This window comes from Gordonia jacobaea (assembly GCF_965344965.1).
GTDB classification, from domain to species: Bacteria; Actinomycetota; Actinomycetes; order Mycobacteriales; family Mycobacteriaceae; genus Gordonia; species Gordonia jacobaea.
Map to the genome: position 1 here is coordinate 939,274 of NZ_CBDRLS010000001.1, position 18,934 is coordinate 958,207.

The window sequence follows — 18,934 nt, forward strand, 5'->3', positions numbered from 1 at the left end:
TTGGGGTGCGCGCGAAGCAGCACAGGTGGGGCGGCGTCGACGCGGCGCAGCGATGTCACGACACCACTGCGTCGAGTCCCATGTCGACGAGCGCTTGCGCGCGTCGCGGTACGCGGAACGCCTCGTCGACGATCACGATGAACACCGGCGCCAACGCGACCACCACGACGGAGATCGTCAGCGACACCCCGGCGAAGGCCATCCACACCCCGGCGACGAGTAGGACAACGGCCCCGATCGCGCACAGCAGCGAGACCGGGTCGAATCTCACCAGGTAGTCGTACATGCCGAGAACAGAGAGGCAGTAGATGCCCAGCGGCACCGCGACGCATGCCACGACGGCACCCGCGCTGATCTTCGCCTCGTGCTCGGTCCACAGCGCTGCCACCTCGAGGCCCGCTCCGGTTGCCGCGGCCGACATGAAGATCACGGTGTGTCCGTAGCCCCACTGGAAGCACTTGCCCGGGTTGAGATGCAGCGCGTCGCCTACCGGGACGGTGAAGTAGATCCACCACATCGCGAAGATCATGACCATCGCGGAGAGTCCGAAGACCGCCGACTCGGTCGTCCAGCCCTCCTCCTCGACCACCGCCTGCAAGATCGCGACGGTGCCGACGACGCCCTCGCCGAGAGTGACGATGGTCAGCGCCGAGTAACGCTCGGCGATGTGATGTGGGTGCCACGGCGTCGAAGTGAAGCGCGTCTCCGCCACGTACGGCCCGAGGTATTCGACGAACGCGCACGCCGCGATCGCGATGATCGTCGGCCACAGCGACAGATCGACGATCGCAACTATCACCCAGAGGACCTGCGCGATGAAGATCATCAAGGCATAGGTCAAGCAGGTCTTGCGGTAACGCGGACTCTGCGACGCCGCCCGCAGCCACTGTGTGACCAACCCCAGCCGCATGACCACGTACCCGATCACGACAACGCGGATGTCGACGTGCTCGTTGTTCTCGATCGAGGTGAACACCGGCGCGATTCCCAACGCAAGGATCGCGACACCGACCATCTGCACCAGCACCATGACGCGGAAGAACCAGTCGTCGGTGTCGAACGCCGAGGCGAACCAACTGAAGTTGATCCACGCCCAGATCGCGGCGAAGGTGCACAGCACGTATCCGAAGAAGGCGGTGCGCCAGTGACCTTCAGCGAGGTAGTGGGCCACCTGCGTGCCTGCCACCGAGAAGATGACCACGAAGACGAGGTCGAAGAACAACTCGAGGTTGGTCGCCGAGCGTCGTTCCTCGTGCGGGTCTCTGCCCGTCATCCGACTCAGTCGATGTCCGATCGTCAATGCCACGATCAGAACCTTAACGTCGGAGGACGTCGACGTCAGGACACTCAAGCGAGACCGGAGCGATCGCAACAGGTGGTTGTCGATTAGCTCCCGACTGTCGAGGTCCCGACGTCGACGCCGGGCGACTACTTCGGAGCTGTCAGGTCGTAGGTGGTCACACCGTCGACCGTCTTGGCGGTGAAGTTCTGCTCCACCCACGCAGTGATCTGACTCGACGGCCTGCTGCTGTCCGAACCGCCACCGAATCCGCGGCCGCCACCGAATCCGCCACCACCGATGAAGTAGTGGATCTTCTTTTGCTCCACCAGCTTCTGGAACTGTGCGAGCGTCGGCGACGGATCGGTGCCGTTGAAGCCGCCGATCGGCATCACCGAGTAGCCCGATTCGAGTTGGTAGCCCGACGCGGTGTTCGAGCCGACCGCCGCGGCAACCCAGGTGTACTTCTCGGCGTCGGACTTCAACAGCGCGAGCATCTCGGCGCTTGGCTTCGACCCCATCAGCAGACCGCCACCGGGACCGCCCATTCCGCCACGCATTCCCGCATACCCGGCGCCCGCGGCCATGCCGGGCGGCATGCCCATGCCCGGGCCGCCTCCACGCTGTCCGCCGAATCCGGCTCCGCCACCGCGCATTCCGCCCGGTCCGCCGCGCATTCCGGGACCGAATCCGCCCTCGACGCGCGGTCCGGCGCTGATGATCGAGCCCTGCTTGGCCGTGGTGATGGTGTCGACGGTGTACGCGAACGGGCCCGCGAGGGCGGCGATCACCGACATCGCGATCGCGATCGCACCGACGTAGGCGCGTTGTGCGAACAACATCGCAGCACCCCCGACGATCCCGAGGAACAGCACCACGTAGCGCAGCCACGGCACGAAATCCGACGACCGCGCGAGCAGCGCGAAGCCCCAGATCGCCGCGATCCACACCGCAGCGGCGAGCACACACCGGACCCACACCTTGTCGCGTGCACGCCAGGCCACCGCGGCGCCACCGGCGAGCACGGCGGCGACGGCCGGCGCGAGGGCAGCGGTGTAGTAGCTGTGGAAGATGCCCGCCATGAAGCTGAACACGGCCATCGTCACGAGCAGCCATAGCCCCCATACGACGAGGTAGGCGCGTCGTGTGTCGGTGCGCTTGGCCCGACCGATGATGATCAGCGCGGCGATACCGAGCACCAGTGCCGACGGGATCAGCCAGGCGATCTGACCGCCCTGCTCGGGCTGGAACATTCGCAGCAGTCCGGGTTGTCCCCACATGCCGCCGCGGCCACCGGGCGCGCCCGGTCCCGCGAAATCGGCACCCATTCCGCCGGGACCGGCAGCCGAACCACCGTAGGAACCGCGCCCCATGCCCGGTCCGACGCTGCCGGTCTCGTTGCCACTGAGACGGCCGAAACCGTTGTAGCCCAACGTCAGTTCCATGACCGAGTTGTTCTGCGATCCACCGATCCACGGTCGCGACGACACCGGCCACAGCGCGACGGCGAGCAGCCACCAACCCGCGCTGACGATCATCGCTCCGAGTGCGGCGAAGCAGTGCGCGAGGCGTCGGCCCCACCCGCCCGGACCGAATGCGAAGTAGGTGATCGCGAGTCCCGGCACGATCAGCATCACCTGCAACTGCTTGGTGAGGAATCCGAACCCGACGAAGACGCCGACCAGGATCATCCACCGAAGCCGTCCTGTCTCAACGGCTTTCAGACATGCCCAGACCGCGGCGACCATCAACAGGATGAGCAGCGCCTCGGGATTGTTGAAGCGGAACATCATTGCGGCGACCGGGGTGAGCGCCAACGTCGCACCGGCGAGGATGCCCGCCCAGTGGCCGAAGTACCTGCGGGTCATCCAGTAGAGCAACGCCACCGACGCCACGCCCATCAAGGCGTTGGGCACCAGGATCGCCCACGAGTTGAGCCCGAAGATCCGCACCGACAGCGCCGGAATCCACAGCGACGCAGGCGGTTTGTCGACGGTGATCGAGTTCGCCATGTCCGACGACCCGAAGAACCATGCCTTCCACGACTGCGACCCCGCCTGGATCGCCGCGGAGTAGAACGAGTTGGCCCACCCGTTCGCCGAGAGGTTCCAGAGGTTGATGATCGTCGTCGCGATCAATAGTGCGGCAAGCGATCCGCGCTCCCAGAGCGTCGTGCGTGTGGTCGAGCCGCCCGTGGTGTCGACAGGCGCGCGGCCCCGGGAGTCCGGGGCCGTCGCGAATTCTGCTGTGGTGGTCATCGTCTCGATTCTTGCTCGGTGGGGCGGCTGGCAGCAGTGTGGCCGGCCTCGTGAATGCTGTGGGGCGTCATTCCGCTACTCCGGCGGTGCGTCGCAGGTGAGCACGGAACACCCACCGCAATCCGACGAAGCGCGTCGCCGTGGCTACCAGATTGGCGACGATCAGCACGACGAGTTCGACGTGCTTCGACGCTTCCGGTGCGTACGCGTGCAGCCCCGCGAGCGCCCCCGCGGTGACCGCCCAGCCGAACAGGAACACACCGAATCCGAAGAGCTGGTGTTTGAGAGCATCCTCGCGGCCGTGCACGCCGAAGCTGAACTTGCGGTTGGCTGCGGTGTTGAGCACGGCGGTCACCGCGAGTGCCACAAAGTTGGAGACCTGCGCACCGAGGATCGAGTGCAGGAGCAGGTAGAGCACCGCATACGCGGCCGTCGACGCCACCCCGACGACGCAGAACCGGACGAGCTGGCCGACCATGCCCGGGGGAACACCCGCGATGTCGGGACCGGCCGCGCGTTCCCGGCCGACCGTCGAACGCAGCTCGACGATGGGCAGCCGACCACGCGCCAGCGCGTAGCCCACCCGGGCACAGCCCTTGAGGTCGTCGACCGCCGTGGACACGATGTCGACGGTGCTGTTCGGGTCGTCGACCCAATCGACCGGGATCTCGGCGATCCGCAGCCCGATGCGCTCACCGAGGACGAGTAGTTCGGTGTCGAAGAACCAGCCCGTGTCCTCGACGTAGGGCAATACCTGACGGGCGATGTCGGTGCGCATCGCCTTGAAGCCGCACTGGGCGTCGGAGAACTTGGCGCGCATCGTCGTACGAAGAATGAGATTGTATGAGCGCGAGATGAATTCGCGCTTCGTGCCACGTACCACCCGTGAGCCGCGGGAGAGTCGGGAGCCGATCGCGATGTCGGAGTGCCCGGACTCCAACGGAGCGATGAGCGGCATCAGCGCGTTGAGGTCGGTGGAGAGATCCACGTCGCAGTACGCGACGATCCGTGCGTCGCTGCGCGTCCACACCGCCTTGAGTGCCCGGCCGCGGCCCTTCTCGTCGAGGTGAACCACCCGGATGTCGCCGAGTTCGCCCGCGAGTTCCGCGGCGATCGCGACGGTGGCGTCGGTGCTCGCGTTGTCGGCAACGGTGATGCGCGCGGTGAACGGGACGTGTGTCCGCAGGTGGTCGTGGAGGCGGCGCAGGCACAAGGCGATGTCGGTCTCTTCGTTGTAGACCGGTACGACGATGTCGAGTACCGGAGCGGTGACCGATGTGTCGGCGACGATCGTCACGGGTGCCGCGGCCTGCGGGAGGGCTTCTGTCGTCATGAGTACAGATTCGGGTGCCAAACTGCAGCAACTCTGCGTCGAACCTGCCAGCTTCCTGTGAGCGTCTGGCCTGCGAAAAGGTCATCGTCGGTGGCCATCACTAGATTGGCGGGCATGACGGCAACACCGGTAGGACTGTCCGACGACGATCAGGCGGTCGCCGTCGCGGTGATCACCAGCCTCGCGGGCGACGGCGCGCGCCTGCGCGACGACCAGCTCAGCGCTGTGGCGGGGCTGGTGGGGAGCTCGGGGACCTCGGGGAGCTCAGGGCCGCGAGTACTCGTGGTGCAGGCGACCGGATGGGGAAAGTCGGCGGTGTACTGGACTGCGACGGCGATCCTGCGGTCTCATCGGCGGGGTCCGACGTTGATCGTGTCGCCGCTGTTGTCGCTGATGCGCGATCAGGTGTCGGCGGCCGAGCGTGCCGGACTGCGGGCGGCGTCGCTCAACTCGTCGAACGTCGACGACTGGTCGGCGATCGAGACGTCGTTGCGTTCCGGCGAACTCGACGTCCTGCTCGTCTCCCCCGAACGTCTCGCCAATCCGGGATTCGGTAGGCGGGTGCTCGACGCGTTGTCGGGCGAATTGGGACTGCTCGTCATCGACGAGGCGCACGCGATCTCCGATTGGGGTCACGATTTTCGGCCGGACTACCGCAGGGTCTCCGACGTCCTGCAGTCGCTCAATCCCCAGACTCCTGTTCTCGCAACCACGGCCACGGCGAACAGTCGGGTCACCGACGACGTCGCCGCGCAACTCAGCGCAGGCGGCGAGCAGTCCGAGACCTTGGTGCTGCGCGGTCCACTTGCTCGAAAGTCGTTGCACCTGAACGTGATCGACGGGCTGTCGCCGATCGGACGGTACGGATGGGTCGCACAGCACCTGCCGGAACTCCCCGGTTCGGGCATCGTGTACGTGCTCACCGTCGCCGACGCCGAGCGTCTCGTCGACGCGATTCGCGCGATACACGGAGATTCGCTGGCCGTCGAGGCGTACACCGGGCAGCTCGACGCCGACCGCAGGCATCATCTCGAAGACGCCCTGCTGCGCAACGAGGTCAAGGCGCTCGTCGCGACGTCTGCGCTCGGAATGGGTTACGACAAGCCAGATCTCGGGTTCGTGGTACACGTCGGATCGCCGCCGTCGCCGGTGTCGTACTACCAGCAGGTCGGGCGTGCGGGCCGCGCGCTCGACGACGCCGTCGTGATGCTGTTGGCGTCGGCCACCGACAACTCGGTGTGGGACTACTTCGCGACCGCCACCATCCCTGATCCGGTGAAGATGGAGTCGGTGCTCTCGGCGTTGCGCGAGGCCGACGAGCCGATGTCGGTGCCCGCGCTGGAGGCGGCGACCGGGCAGCGTCGAGGTCGAATCGAGTTGATGCTCAAGCAGCTTGCGGTCGACGGCGCCACCGAACGCGGGCCGGACGGATGGTCGGCGACGGGTACGCCGTGGACGTTCGACGCCGCCCACTACGACGGAGTCGTCGCGGTGCGGCGTCGCGAAGCCGACATCATGCGCAGCTACATCGCGGGCCGTCAATGCTTGATGCAGTTGCTCACCGAATCGCTCGACGATCCTCAGGCGCAGCCGTGCGGGCGTTGTTCGGTGTGCACGGGAGCCCTGACCCCACCGCTGACCGCCGACGTCGATCCCGCCGTCGTACGCACGATCACCGGCAACCTTCGACGTTCCGCGCAGATCCTCGAACCGCGAAAGATGTGGCCGGGTGGCGATTTCGGGCGTCGCGGCCGCATCGCCGCCGACCTCGCCGCCGAACCGGGAAGAGTGCTGGCACACGCCGACGCCCCGGAGTGGACCGACCTCCTCAGTGCCGCTCGCGCCGACGATCAGCAGGCGCTGGCCGACCTCGGCGAATCCGCGGTGGCGACACTGTCGTCGTGGGTGCGGCAGTCGGGCATGCGCCCCGACATCATCATGTCGCTGCGCCTGACCGGCACCAACCTGGCCGATCAGCTCGCCGAACATCTACGCGTCGTCGGCAAGCGGCCGGGCGGACATCTACCGGTGCGACAGGGCAACCCGCCCGATCGCGACGCACCCGGCGCCGTCGAGGCCGCCTACTGGCGCGACCACCTGGGCGAACCGCCGCCAGAGGTCGCGGGTCAGAACGTGCTGCTCGTCGTCGACGAGTCGCGGTCGGGGTGGGCGATCACGCTCGCCGCCGCCACACTGCGCGAGGCAGGCGCCACCGCGGTCATGCCGCTGCTGATCCACCGGAGCGTCTGACCGCCCGAGCCGCTCGACGAATGGGCGCTGCAGATTGTCGACTGTGCGCTCGAGACCGCCGACTGGGCGCTCCAGCGCGTCGACTGTGCGGCGCGACGCTCAGTCTGCGACGTACTCGCCGTAGCCGGTTGCCCGGAGCGCGGCGCGGATCTTTTCGGCGTCGGCGTCGAGTTCCTCAGGCGTGATGTCTTTGCGGGCCTTACTGAGGTCGAACGTCTCCATGCTCTTGGCTGGGAAGACGTGCAGGTGCACGTGCGGAATCTCGAGCCCGGCGATGAGCAGACCCATGCGCGGAGCGTCGAACGCGGCTTTGACGGCACGGCCGACCTGCTGTGCGACGTCGGCGAGATGGGTGAACGATGCCGTGTCCATCTGCTCCCAGTGATCGACCTCCTTGCGCGGCACGACCAGGACGTGGCCCTCGGTCACCGGCTCGATGGTGAGGAATGCGACCGCCTGGCCGTCCTTCCACACGAATCGACCGGGTAGTTCTCCGTTGATGATCTTGGTGAATACCGATGCCATGAGGACATTCTATGGCGGTCGGGCGGCAATACTGCGGGTGTTGTGGGCAATCCCGGCGACGTTGTCGGCGATCGGGTCGTGTTGCCTGCGATCTTGTCGGTGGGCCGTGACATTCTTTTCCTGTGAGTCGTCGAGAGTTCACCGACGCCGCGCCCCCGACGCCGTCCGGGACGGGGCCGGTCGGTTCCGCAGAGGTGGTGGCACGCGCCCAGCGCTTCCCCCGGTTGCGGTACATGGGCTCCAAGTACCGGCTCCTCCCCCACCTCGAGCGGACTTTCGCCGAGATCGGCGGAACCACCGCGGTCGACGCGTTCTCCGGGTCGGGGGTCGTGTCGTATCTGCTCAAGGCGCAGGGGTTCTCCGTTGCGAGCAACGACTTTCTGAACTTTCCGAGCATCATCGCCCGCGCGACGGTCGCCAATTCTTCGGTGCGTCTCGAGCCCGAGTTGATCGACGAGATCTGCGGCCCAGCCCTCGACGACCGCGACTTCATTCGCAGCACGTTCGACGGCCTCTACTTCGACGCCGCCGACCGCGCCTTCCTCGATTCCGCGTGGTCACACATCGCGCGCCTGCGTGGGTACCGTCGCGACCTTGCCATCTCCGCCCTCGTCCTCTCGGCAGCACGTAAGCAGCCACGCGGCGTCTTCACGTTCACCGACGCCACCCGCTACGCCGACGGCCGGCGCGATCTGCGCATGTCGCTGCGCGACCACTTCCGGCTGCGCGCAGCGTCGGAATACAACTCGACGGTCTTCAGCAACGGACGCAAGCATCGCAGCAGTTGCGGTGACGTCTTCGACCTCGACGTCACACCGCTGTTCGACGCCGCTCCCGACCTCGTCTACCTCGACCCTCCCTACGCACCGCCCACCGACGACAACGACTACATCAAGCGCTACCACTTCCTCGAGGGCCTCTCGGTCTACTGGGAGGGCATGAGCATCATGGAGAACACCAAGACCAAGAAGCTGCCGAAGCGGTTCACCCCGTTCGCCTACAAACGGACCATCGACGACGCCCTGGTCCGCACGTTCGAGCACTTCGAGGACGCGGGCGCGATCGTGCTGTCCTATTCGTCGAACGCCCTGCCCGGCGCCGACCGCATCGTCGACCTGCTGGGCAAGGTCAAGCCGTCGGTCGAGGTCATCGCGATCGACCACAAGTACAGCTTCGGCACCCACGCCGCCGCGACGCGTCGCGACGTGAGCGAGTACCTGTTCATCGGCCGAGACTGAACATCGTTGAAATACACCATCTTTGAGACACACAGGGATCGACGACGATGAGTGACGCGGGAGAGTTCGACGACTACCTGTCGACGCTGGGCCGGCTCACCGCACACGTCGACCCGACAGCGTCGACCCCCGATGCGGAAAAGATCGTCGACGCCGTCGAGACACTGACCGAGGTACTCGACACCGACCTCACTGGGCTCGCCGTCTGGGCGCGCGATCACGCCGACGAGGACAGCATCCTGCGGCTGGCCGTCGGCCTCTCGCAAGAGAAGTTGCGCAACAACCTGCGGCACAAGTTCGGGACGTCGTCGTGGCAGAAAGTTGCGCGCACACAGCCATACGAGCTGGTCAGTTGGATGGACCGGGAGTTCGACCTTGTCCGAATGCTGCGGGTACAGATGGCACGGACGTACACGTTTGCCGACATCCTCGTCGCGCGGTCGGGAACGCGCGCAACGGCCACCCGCGCGGGAGCGTCGGGACGACACATCGAAGACGAGATCGAGGCCATCGCCCGCGATCTCGGACTCCCCTACGTGACCCGCTCCCGATTCTCCGGACGAGGCGGGCGCGACGCCCCCGCCGACCTCATCGTCGGGCACGAGGGAGCCGCCGACATCGTCGTCGCCGCAAAGGGTTTCGACTCGACCGGCAGCAAGCTGACCGACGCCGTGCGCGAGATCGAGGAGATGGCCGAAGTACGGCTTCCGCGCCAGGTGGTCCTGGCGGTCATCGACGGAATCGGCTGGAAGTCGAGGCAGTCCGACCTCCGCCGCATCCACCAACTATGGGCCGACCGCCAGATCGACGGAATGTACACGCTCGCAACGCTCGACACGTTTCGCGACGACCTCGCCGAGTTCGCGCGGCTGCACAGGCTGGTCTGACGCACAGTCGACGGTCCCGAGCGCCCAGTCGACCGTCTCGAGCGCCCAGTCGATGGTCTCGAGCGCACGGTCGACAGTCTCGAGCGCCCAGTCGACGGTCTCGAGCGCACGGTCGACGGTCAGCTCAGGCCGCGAGCCGGGGTAGGCGCACCCAGAAGCATGCGCCCTGGCCGGGTGTCGACTCGACGCCGACGCGGCCGCCGTGAGCCCCGACGAGAGCTGCCACGATCGAGAGGCCCAGTCCGCTGCCGCCGCCTTCGCCGCGGTAGCGCGACGAATCGCCGCGGTAGAAGCGCTCGAAGACGTGCTCGAGTTCGCCGGCTTCGAGGCCCTGACCGGTGTCGGCGACGGTGATCACCACGTCGTCGACGGGCACACCGTTGCCGTGGGTGCCTGCGCGGTCGACGGCGACTCCGACGGTGATCGACGCATCCTTCGGAGTGTGCACCACCGCGTTGTTCACCAGATTGCGGATGACCTGCATGAGGCGTGGTGAGTCGCCCAGGACCATCGGCGGCTCGTCGGACTCGCCGATCTCGAGCCGGATGCTCCGCTCGGGTGCCGCGACACGCGCCGCCTGCACGGCGTCGGCGGCCAGCGACAACACGTCGACGGGCTCGGAGTTCAGCGGCCGGTGCGCGTCGAGACGCGCGAGCACCAGCAGATCCTCGACGAGCAGAGCCATTCGGCCCGCCTCGTCGTCGATGCGTCGAAGTGCGTCGCCGGTGTCGGGGAGCGCGCCGCTGCGCGACAACTCGGCGAACCCCTTGATCGAGGTCAACGGCGTACGAAGTTCGTGAGAGGCGTCGGCGACGAAACGTCGCATCTTCTCCTCGGATGCGCGCGCCTGCTCTTCGGATGCCCTGGCCTGCTGCTCGGATGCGGCGGTCTTGGCGAACGCGTGCTGAATCTGGCCGAGCATGGTGTTCAGCGACGACGACAGGCTGCCGACCTCGGTGTTGGGCGCGGCAGGCGGTACACGCATGTTGAGGTTCCCCGCCGCGATCGCGTGCGCGGTCTCCTCGACGCGGCGCAACGGGCGCAGCGAGGAGCGGACGAGTAGATAGCTCAGCACCCCGATCACCAGAACGATCGCCGCACCGATCCCGAACTCGAGCCACTGCAGGCGCGAGATGGTCTTGTTCACATCCGTCAGCGGGATCGCGACGATCGACTGCCCCTCGGGACTCGACCGCTTGATCACCCGCCACTGCGGCCCGTTGCCGTCCGCGGAATTCACCGTCACCGGGCCGTCATCGCCCTGGGGCAGAGCGGAGGTGGCGGGCTCGTCGTCGAAGTCATTGCTGGAGATCACCGTCCCGTTGGACAGTGTGTTCTCCACGAAGTACGGCGACGGCGGCCTGCGAGGCCCCGGCGGTGGGCCGGGCGAGTCGCTGACGTGGATGCGGGGCTTGGCCCAGGTGTCAACCGCCGAAACGAGACCCGCGTCCGTGCGCGACATCAGGTCACTCTTCATCGCCGACGTCACGGCAATCCCGGACACCAGAAGGCCGACGGCCATCAGCAGCACCGTCAGCGCGACCAGCGAGATACGCAGTGGTACACCGCGTTTCGCACGACTGGCGACTGCGCCAGACAGTCCGCCCGCAGACTCGGCGTTCTGCGGAGCAGACCGTGCCGCTACAGAGTGCGGCTGCGTTGCCACCATCAGGTACGCGGCTCTCGCATCACATATCCGACGCCGCGCAGCGTGTGGATGAGTGGCTTCTCGCCGAAGTCGAGTTTGCGACGCAGGTACGAGACATACGATTCGACGACGTTCACCTCGCCGCCGAAGTCGTAGTTCCACACATGGTCGAGGATACGAGGCTTCGACAGCACCGTGCCCGCGTTCACCATGAAGTAGCGGAGCAACGTGAACTCCGTCGGCGACAGCGAGACCAGCTTGCCCGCCTTCCAGACCTCGTGGGTCTCGTCGTCGAGTTCGATGTCGGCGAAGGTGACCCGCGACGCCTCTTTGGCCTGCGCGTCGAATCCGCTGCGGCGCAACAACACCTGCAAGCGCGCGACGACTTCTTCGAGGCTGAACGGCTTGGTTACGTAGTCGTCGCCGCCGACCGTCAAGCCGTTGATCTTGTCCTCGACGCTGTCGCGGGCAGACAGGAACAGCGCGGGAGCGTCGACGCCGTCGGCGCGCAACCTGCGCAGCAGCCCGAATCCGTCCATGCCGGGCATCATCACGTCGAGGATGAGCACGTCGGGTTTGTAGGTTCGGCACCTGTCGATGGCCTCGGGGCCGCCGGCGGCGACCTCGACGTCGTATCCCTGAAACTTCAACGACACCGAGAGCAGCTCACGGATATTGGTCTCGTCGTCGACGACGAGCACTCGCGGCCCGGTTCCGGCGCCCCTGCTGATCAACTGGTGTGTTCCCTGACCCATCTCGTTCACAGATACACCCTCTCGCAGCATTCTGCCATCAGTCTGGAGACGAGCTGGCAGCTTCCTGTGAGCGTTGACCTGCACGTTCGGGAGCGTTCATTCTGCGACGCCGGGTCCCGAGCCTTGGGCCTACGCCTCTCCGTAAAGGCGTGCGATGTCGGCCGAGCTCGCCCACCCCGAGTACGTCGGACGCTGCGGCCAGCCGTCGGGCACGTCCTGCCACTCCTCCTGCCTGCCCCACGGCAGGATGTCGAGGAGCGAGAAGCTATGACCGAGTTGCTCGGTGCCGCGGCCGGCGGTGTGCCAGGTACGGAAGACCCGTTGCCCGTCGCGGAGGAAGACGTTGATGGCGAAGCCCTCGCCGGGTGCCGCGTCGACCTCGGTGCCGAAGGTCGTGCCCGCCGCCGAGTACCAGTCCATCTGGTTGCCGACTCGCCGCTTGTAGTCCAGCGCCTCGCCGATCGGTCCGTTGGTGACGATCACGAAACGCGCGTCGTAGTTGTCCAGGAAGTCGAGCCGGGTGAACTGCGACGTGTACCCGGTGCAACCGCCACACTGCAACGCGGCTCCGTCTGTCCACATGTGGTTGTAGACGATCAACTGTGAGCGACCGTCGAAGATGTCCGAGAGCGCGATCGGGCCGTCCGGACCGGTGAGCGTGTGATCGGTGACCTCGACCATCGGCATTCGACGACGTTGCGCCGCAATCGCATCGAGTTCACGAGTTGCGGCCTTCTCACGGGCGCGCAGCTCGTCGAGTTCGCGACGCCAGGTATCTACGTCGACGACGGGTGGGAGTCCTGCAGACATTCAGTGCTCCTGTCCTTGAAGTTGGGCCGAGGAAGTCGGCCGAGCTCAACCGAGAAGAAGTCCGGTCACAGAGACTGACCGCGGTGACCGGGAAAACTCATCGTCGCGCCGACACACGAACACGTTGCCCCTGGGTACGTACACAACTGTGACGTCAGCGGGGCGCCGAGACAATTATTGTCGTGGCCTGTCGCTGACGACCGAATTGTGTACGCAGTTTGTCGCGCTCGCGGCCTCCTCGCTGCGTTCACACCCCCGAGGACTCCATCGCCTCGATGCCGAGAAGCAGCGCCGACAATCCGAAGTCGCGGGCGGCGCCGGCGTTCTCGGCCGCCCCGGTCGCTTGTCCAGCGGCCGTACCGATACGGGATGCCAGCGGATAGCGTTCCTCGACACCGAGTTTCGCGAGCTGCGCGCCCTCCCGCTCCCACCACTGCTCGGGGGTCTCTTCTCGCCGCTCCGCAATCGCGTGATGCAGCGAACGAGCCGACGCACGAACGAAGTTCAGCACCAGTTGCAGCGCAGCATCTTTCGCCGCGTCGCTGAGCTCGAGAGATTCGACGGCGCCGAGTTCACGCTCGTACTTGCCGAGCGTTCCCGGTCCGAGAATCGCGCGTTCGGACTCGACGTCGACCATCCACGGGTGGCGGTCGAACAGGCTCAGGTTGTCGGCTGCGACCTGCCGCAGGCGCGACTGCCACGTTCCGGTCAGCGCCGAATGCGTCATGTCGGCACGACACTGGTCGACCATGAGCTCGACGAGCTGCTCACGATTGTCGACGTAGGAGTACAGCGACATCACCGGCGCTCCCAGCTCCTGCGCGACGTCGCGCAGGGTGAATCTCGACCCGATCCGGTCGGCAACCGTGATCGCCGAGTCCACGACCGCGTCCGCCGTGAAGCGGGGCGGCCTCCCCTGCCGCGCAGGCAGCGGCACCACCTTGCGCCAGAGCAGTTCGATGGTGCTCACCAGTGCATCTCCCGTTCCTTGACTTTTCGTACACTATACGGATACTGGATCTCGTACCCCATACGAGAAAGGCCCTCATGCCCATCACAGCCACCGCGATTTCCCTCAATGTGCCCGACCCACAGGCGTCGGCCGAGTTTCTATCCCGCCACGTCGGATACACCGTCGCCATGCAGGCAGATGGCTTTGTCTCGCTGGCCGCACCGGACGATGCGCCGACGGGCACACCGAACGTCATCTTTCTCAGGACCGGCCTGGAAACCTTCAAACCCGCCCATCGTGCGGGGAGCGCGGGAGACGGGCTACTCCTCGCATTCGTGGTCGACGACGTCGACGGTGTCTTCCGCGCAGTGCGCGACGCGGGCGCACAGGTGGTGACCGAACCGGAGACCGAACCCTGGGGCGAGCGTTACTTCCAGATCGAGGATCCGAACGGCATCATCGTGCAGTTCGTCGAGTGGGTGTAGTTCGAGAGCACCCAACCCGTCGTGGTCAGCGGCCCGTAGCTCTCATCGAGACGCCCCACGCATGAACGGCGCCGGGTATGCGGGCCGCGGGTTCTCGTCGCCGAGCCATTCGGCCAACGTGTCCGCGCGCGATGTCAGCGCCCGAGTCGCGGCGCGAGGCAGTCGCTCGAACGAATGGATCTCCACCGATCCGTCCGGCTGGCGCGACCAACCTCCGACGATCCGACCGTCCCACCACGCGGTTTGCCCGCCGTTGCCGTTCGAATCGAAGACGTGCTCGCCGTGCTCACCGAGGTAGAAGGCGCGTTGCTTGTGACCCATCGTCGTCGGGTCTAACTCGGGGAGCAGCACCGCCTGCGGTTCCACGGCGCCGACTTCTTCTTCGGTGTCGTCGGCGTGCACGTAGCCGACCGATCCGTCGTCGAGGTCGACCTCGACGACGTCGAGCTGCGCAAGTGCCGCTCGCACAGCGGTTTTGGTACTCCCGAGCCACCAGACGAGATCGGTCTCGGTACCCGGCCCGAAAGCACGCAGCCACCTGTCGATCATTCTGACGTGGCCGGTCTCGATGTCGGGCGGATCGAGCGGTTCTTCGAGCCACTGCTCCATCCCGACCCACAGCGGCTTGGACCGATGCCAGGGACCGTCGTTGGGGCCGCGGACTATGTCGCCGGCTGCACTCATCATGTTCAGGACACGCGGTGCCATGGGAATCGTTCCGCCCCAAGACTTTCCCGTGCCGATGGTCACTCGACCATCGAGTTCCGGTAGCGCCTTGCGCAATTGGGTCGTGCTGCGTGGAACACCGTCGGAGACCAGCTGCGCAACCGCCGCCCGCGCCGTGTCGATCCAGCCGTCGGGATCGGGAAAGTCGCTGCTGCGCCGCAGGTCTCGCAGCATGTTGGTCCGTTCCGACGCGGTGACGCGCGGACCGACAGCGCCGACGGCGTCGCGCAGCGTCTCCCTCGGCAGAACAAACATGGTGCGGCGCATGGCAAGTTGTCGGACCAGGCTGCGGTCGTCGTAGAGTGCGGCGTCGAGGTCGGCGGGCACGAAGTCGGGCATCCGCGCCCACGTCGACAGATAGACCGTCGACCACGTGGTCGCGTGCAGCCCGACCATCGACTGCGCGACGTCGACGGGCGTCGCGGCCGAGAAATCTTCGGCAAGTCGGTGCCTGCGCATCAGGCGAGCTCGACGCTCGGAATCGGAGATGTGCGGTCGGTGCGCCGAGCTCATCGGAGCGCGGTCACGCGGGAAGTGCAGCGACAGCGTCGATTTCGACGACCTGCTCGTCGTACGGCAGCACCGTGACGCCCACCATCATGGCCGGCGGCACTGACTCACCGAGTTCTGCGACGACCGCGTCCCACGCGACGGCGAGGTCGGCCTGGAGATGCTCGGCCACATAGATCGTCAGCTTGGCGAGATCGGCCGTTGTCGCGCCGCGCTCGGCGAGTAGTGCCGACAGGTTCTCCAGACACCGGCGAGTCTGCCCGACGACATCGTTGGCCGCGACGACGACGCCCTCGTCGTCGAGCGGCGAGATTCCCGCGGTGAACAGCAGCGGCCCCGCGCTCACTGTCGCGCTGTAGGGAAATCCGCCGTTGTGGAGCACCGACGAGCCGTTGAGCGTGATTCGGGTCATGCCACGATCGTATGCCCCTCGCTGATCGAGCGCCCCCACCGCTGATCGAGCCTTACCCGCTGATCGAGCCTGTCGAGATCACCCGCCATCCGCTGATCGAGCCCCACTGCTGATCGAGCCTGTCGAGATCACCCCTGCTGATCGAGCGCCCCCACCGCTGATCGAGCTAGTCGAGATCACCCCCCGGCGAGACCTCAGCTCTTCAGCCGCGCGTCGAGCCAGTCGATCGTCTGCATGCCGAAGAGGTCGGTGCCCCAGCCGTACATGTTGGTCAGGAAGTGCAGCATGCTGCAGTCCGTCGGCTGGTAGTCGACGCGGGTGCCGCCCGCGCGGTACGTCGCGGCGAGCTTGCGCGAATCCGCGGCGGGCACCAGCGACATCGGCGAGTCGTCCTTGGCGCAGGAGGCGATCAGCACCGGAGACTTCGGCGACCGTGTCCCGAGCATGTTGTCGCGGTAGACGTGCTGGAACTCGGGGATGTCGGCGGGACTCTTGCCACCCTTGAACAGCGTGCGCAGCGGCACGAACGGCGTGCCGAAGTATGCGGGCGTCTGACACTGCGTGCGGAACACGTCGGCGAGCGCCTTACCTGCGGGCGTCAGCTTGTCGTCGATCTTCATCTCCGGGTACCGCGGCTCGAGCCCGAGCAGCGTCGCAAACGCGAAGCCCGAACCGACCGAGCCGTCGGAGGTACGGATGAAGTTGCGCTGGTTGACCACCATCCCCTCGAGCACGGTGCCCTTGATATTCAACTCGGGCGCGTAAGCCGCGGCCTTCTCTGCGCCGAACGCAGCACCGACGCCGCCCCCGGCGATCCCGAAGATCGCCTTGGGAGCGCTCTTCGACAGTCCCGCCGGTCGATGGGCGAGCGCTGCGCGCATGCCGTCGAGCAAAGCGTTTCCGCCGAACTTGCCCGCGAAGACGCCGTGCGGCTTGGGATCACCGTCGTTGCCGACGTCGCTGATCATCACCGCATAACCCTTGCCGAACATCTGCGCGAGCGGTCCGAGCGCCGACCACGACGCACCGTCGAGCGGATCGGCTCCGGTCCACATCGACGACGGGTGGCAGTACGCACCGACGCTGTCGTTGGCGAACTGATAGCCGACGAGCGGCCGGGTCGCGTTGTCGCGACCATCAACCGGCACCATCAGGATTCCCGTGCTGATCTCGGGTTCGTCGTGCAGTCCGCGCGTGACGTACATCAACTTGTAGGCGTCGAGGTTGCCAGGGCGGAATCCGGTGAACTGGACGTCGACCTTCTTGGCCTTGAGCACGGTGCCCGGCTTCTCGTCGCCACGCAGGCGCGGTTCGGCGTAGAACGGGTCGCCGGAAGTGAGTGGCTTGATCACCTCGTCGGGACTCGCCGGCCTGCCGTTGGTGAACGTGCCGACGACGTAGCCGTTGAAGATTTCGCCGAGTCCCGGTGTGCGATTGGGTGGTGCGGCGTGGGCGGCGGGTGCCGACAGCACCGCTGCCGCAAGCGCTGCGACGGCGAGGACCACTCCGAGTGCGCCGCGTCGTCGGTTGCCGCGCAACACCTTTGGTGTGTGACTCACTGGTAGCTCACCTTCGTCGTCTCCAGGGCGGACTGCAGCATCGGCGCGATGTTCCACATCGGCCGGTGGCTCTCCAACTGCTGGTCATAGGGTTTGCGCAGCGTCGCGGAGAGCTCCGGCCAGTGATTGTTGACCTGCAGCTTGTACTTGGGCAGCAGCTGATCGGTGATGTATGCCCACCGTTCGGGGAAGACCGACCAGTTCCAATCCGGCAGCGGCACAGTCAATGTCGCCGGACGCCCGTTCGGCGCGGTCCCACCGATCTCGATCGAGCGGAACGAGCGCGGCGCGACAACGCCTGCCACAGAGGGCGATCCGGCAACGGTGCTCGCATACGTCATCGCCTCGCCGACGTCGCCCTTGTACGCACGCGTCGCGTCCCACTGATCCTTGATGACCTCACCCTGCTCGCGACGCAGCAGTCGCGCGTTGCCTGCGGCGATCGCGTCGGGTTGCTTGGACGCGATCTGCTGCCAGGCACGCAGGATCTCGGCGTCGAACAGGCCGGCCCGATGCATCTCGTCGAGAGCGGGCAGTCCGCCGACGACGTAGGCGCGGTGCATCGGCATGAGGTCGGAGAAGATGTTCTTCTGCATCACCAGGATGTCGCCCTGGATCTTGCGCAGGTCGTCTGCGGAGATGGTCGCTCCGACACGTGCCAGCGCACGCAGGCCGCGGGGCAGCTTGTCGACGAAGACCGGGCCGAGGGCCGTATTGGTCTGTCCGACAATCGCGTTGGCGATCGGCTGCAGACGGGCGAAGTCGTAGATGTTGGTCGCGAGTTCGAAGTCGAGGAGCCCGCCACCGAAGTCGGCGCCGACGAGCCCACCCATTCCCGCCCACTGCAGTTCACGATGCGACAGTTGCAGGTTCTCGTAGAAGCGGTACGAGCGAACCAGATTCTGCCGATTGGCGCTCACACCTGCCCGCGGGTTCCACGACGCGAGATCGATTCCCGCGGCCTTCGTGGTGTCGGCGAGCCAGTACTGGAAGAGCAGCGCGCGATACGACGACGGCGCGATCGAGCGATTGCGCGCCTCGTCGAGCAGCGAGCGCAGCACAGTCGGATCGGTGGGCAACGCGGGGTTCACGCCACCGGGCCCGTTCGACGCGTCTCGGTTGACGAGCGGCAGGTTCAGAACTCTGTCGAGTCGATCACTCGCCGACGCCTGCGGCGTCGCCGCGACCACTCCGACGAATCCGAGCGTGACAACCACTGCTGCGAGCAGAGATGTCCCCAAGAATCTGCGCATTGTTCCCCTCCACGTCATCCCCTACTTACTTGCAAGTAAGAAGAGTCTGAGACG

General features: G+C 66.3%; 16 protein-coding genes. 4 read left to right on the forward strand and 12 right to left on the reverse strand.

The features are described from left to right. Positions 1-55: 55 nt before the first annotated feature. From ACRVY7_RS04315 to ACRVY7_RS04325, 3 genes are all read right to left on the reverse strand, one after another. Positions 56-1,273 carry a low temperature requirement protein A gene (locus tag ACRVY7_RS04315; RefSeq protein ID WP_431816394.1) on the reverse strand — a complete coding sequence of 406 codons (1,218 nt, stop codon included), beginning with the start codon at positions 1,271-1,273 and terminating at the stop codon, positions 56-58. Positions 1,274-1,428: 155 nt separating this feature from the next. Beyond that, on the reverse strand, positions 1,429-3,537 hold the full coding sequence (locus ACRVY7_RS04320; protein WP_431816107.1) for an ArnT family glycosyltransferase: 2,109 nt from the start codon (positions 3,535-3,537) through the stop codon (positions 1,429-1,431). A gap of 67 nt (positions 3,538-3,604) precedes the next feature. Next, on the reverse strand, positions 3,605-4,870 hold the full coding sequence (locus ACRVY7_RS04325) for a bifunctional glycosyltransferase family 2/GtrA family protein (RefSeq protein WP_431816108.1): 1,266 nt from the start codon (positions 4,868-4,870) through the stop codon (positions 3,605-3,607). A 114-nt stretch (positions 4,871-4,984) separates the two neighbouring features. Here ACRVY7_RS04325 and ACRVY7_RS04330 point away from each other — a divergent pair, with 114 nt between their 5' ends. Next, entirely contained in the window at positions 4,985-7,120 is a 2,136-nt protein-coding gene (locus ACRVY7_RS04330; protein WP_431816109.1) for a RecQ family ATP-dependent DNA helicase, read from the forward strand. 99 nt (positions 7,121-7,219) lie between these two features. On the opposite strand, the gene ACRVY7_RS04335 is transcribed toward ACRVY7_RS04330, so the two are convergent. Beyond that, a complete protein-coding gene (locus ACRVY7_RS04335; protein ID WP_005207423.1) occupies positions 7,220-7,645 on the reverse strand; it encodes an HIT family protein in 426 nt (141 codons plus the stop codon). A 122-nt stretch (positions 7,646-7,767) separates the two neighbouring features. Between ACRVY7_RS04335 and ACRVY7_RS04340 the strand changes: the two genes are divergently transcribed. Both ACRVY7_RS04340 and ACRVY7_RS04345 read left to right on the forward strand, forming a co-directional pair. Then, positions 7,768-8,883 (forward strand): DNA adenine methylase, encoded by a 1,116-nt coding sequence (locus ACRVY7_RS04340; protein WP_431816110.1) that lies wholly within the window; start codon positions 7,768-7,770, stop codon positions 8,881-8,883. Positions 8,884-8,930: 47 nt separating this feature from the next. Beyond that, positions 8,931-9,770, forward strand: a complete 840-nt coding sequence (locus ACRVY7_RS04345) for a hypothetical protein (RefSeq protein WP_431816111.1) — start codon at positions 8,931-8,933, stop codon at positions 9,768-9,770. 124 nt (positions 9,771-9,894) lie between these two features. Here ACRVY7_RS04345 and ACRVY7_RS04350 read toward each other — a convergent pair whose 3' ends face one another. The 4 genes from ACRVY7_RS04350 to ACRVY7_RS04365 all read right to left on the reverse strand — a co-directional run bounded on the left by ACRVY7_RS04350 (position 9,895) and on the right by ACRVY7_RS04365 (position 13,953). Then, positions 9,895-11,439 carry a sensor histidine kinase gene (locus tag ACRVY7_RS04350; RefSeq protein WP_431816112.1) on the reverse strand — a complete coding sequence of 515 codons (1,545 nt, stop codon included), beginning with the start codon at positions 11,437-11,439 and terminating at the stop codon, positions 9,895-9,897. Beyond that, positions 11,439-12,200: a response regulator transcription factor gene (locus tag ACRVY7_RS04355; RefSeq protein WP_414652014.1), complete on the reverse strand. Its 762-nt coding sequence runs from the start codon at positions 12,198-12,200 to the stop codon at positions 11,439-11,441. The genes ACRVY7_RS04350 and ACRVY7_RS04355 overlap by 1 nt, the downstream gene beginning before the upstream one ends. Positions 12,201-12,302: 102 nt before the next feature. After that, the gene (locus ACRVY7_RS04360) at positions 12,303-12,983 is read right to left on the reverse strand and encodes a DUF899 domain-containing protein (RefSeq protein ID WP_431816113.1); all 681 of its coding nucleotides are present in this window, start codon (positions 12,981-12,983) and stop codon (positions 12,303-12,305) included. Positions 12,984-13,230: 247 nt separating this feature from the next. Continuing rightward, complete coding sequence (locus tag ACRVY7_RS04365) at positions 13,231-13,953, reverse strand: TetR/AcrR family transcriptional regulator (protein WP_431816114.1); 723 nt, start codon at positions 13,951-13,953, stop codon at positions 13,231-13,233. Positions 13,954-14,030: 77 nt separating this feature from the next. Between ACRVY7_RS04365 and ACRVY7_RS04370 the strand changes: the two genes are divergently transcribed. Continuing rightward, positions 14,031-14,420, forward strand: coding sequence for a VOC family protein (locus ACRVY7_RS04370; RefSeq protein WP_431816115.1), 390 nt, complete (start codon positions 14,031-14,033; stop codon positions 14,418-14,420). 42 nt (positions 14,421-14,462) lie between these two features. Here the strand turns inward: ACRVY7_RS04370 and ACRVY7_RS04375 are convergent, their stop codons facing one another. The 4 genes from ACRVY7_RS04375 to ACRVY7_RS04390 form a co-directional block, all read right to left on the reverse strand. Further along, positions 14,463-15,659 (reverse strand): winged helix DNA-binding domain-containing protein, encoded by a 1,197-nt coding sequence (locus ACRVY7_RS04375; RefSeq protein WP_431816116.1) that lies wholly within the window; start codon positions 15,657-15,659, stop codon positions 14,463-14,465. A 10-nt stretch (positions 15,660-15,669) separates the two neighbouring features. Then, a complete protein-coding gene (locus tag ACRVY7_RS04380; RefSeq protein ID WP_431816117.1) occupies positions 15,670-16,068 on the reverse strand; it encodes a RidA family protein in 399 nt (132 codons plus the stop codon). Between the two features lie 194 nt (positions 16,069-16,262). Continuing rightward, positions 16,263-17,627 (reverse strand): lipase family protein, encoded by a 1,365-nt coding sequence (locus ACRVY7_RS04385; RefSeq protein ID WP_431816118.1) that lies wholly within the window; start codon positions 17,625-17,627, stop codon positions 16,263-16,265. Further along, on the reverse strand, positions 17,624-18,880 hold the full coding sequence (locus ACRVY7_RS04390) for a hypothetical protein (protein WP_431816119.1): 1,257 nt from the start codon (positions 18,878-18,880) through the stop codon (positions 17,624-17,626). The genes ACRVY7_RS04385 and ACRVY7_RS04390 overlap by 4 nt, the downstream gene beginning before the upstream one ends. Positions 18,881-18,934: the final 54 nt, after the last annotated feature.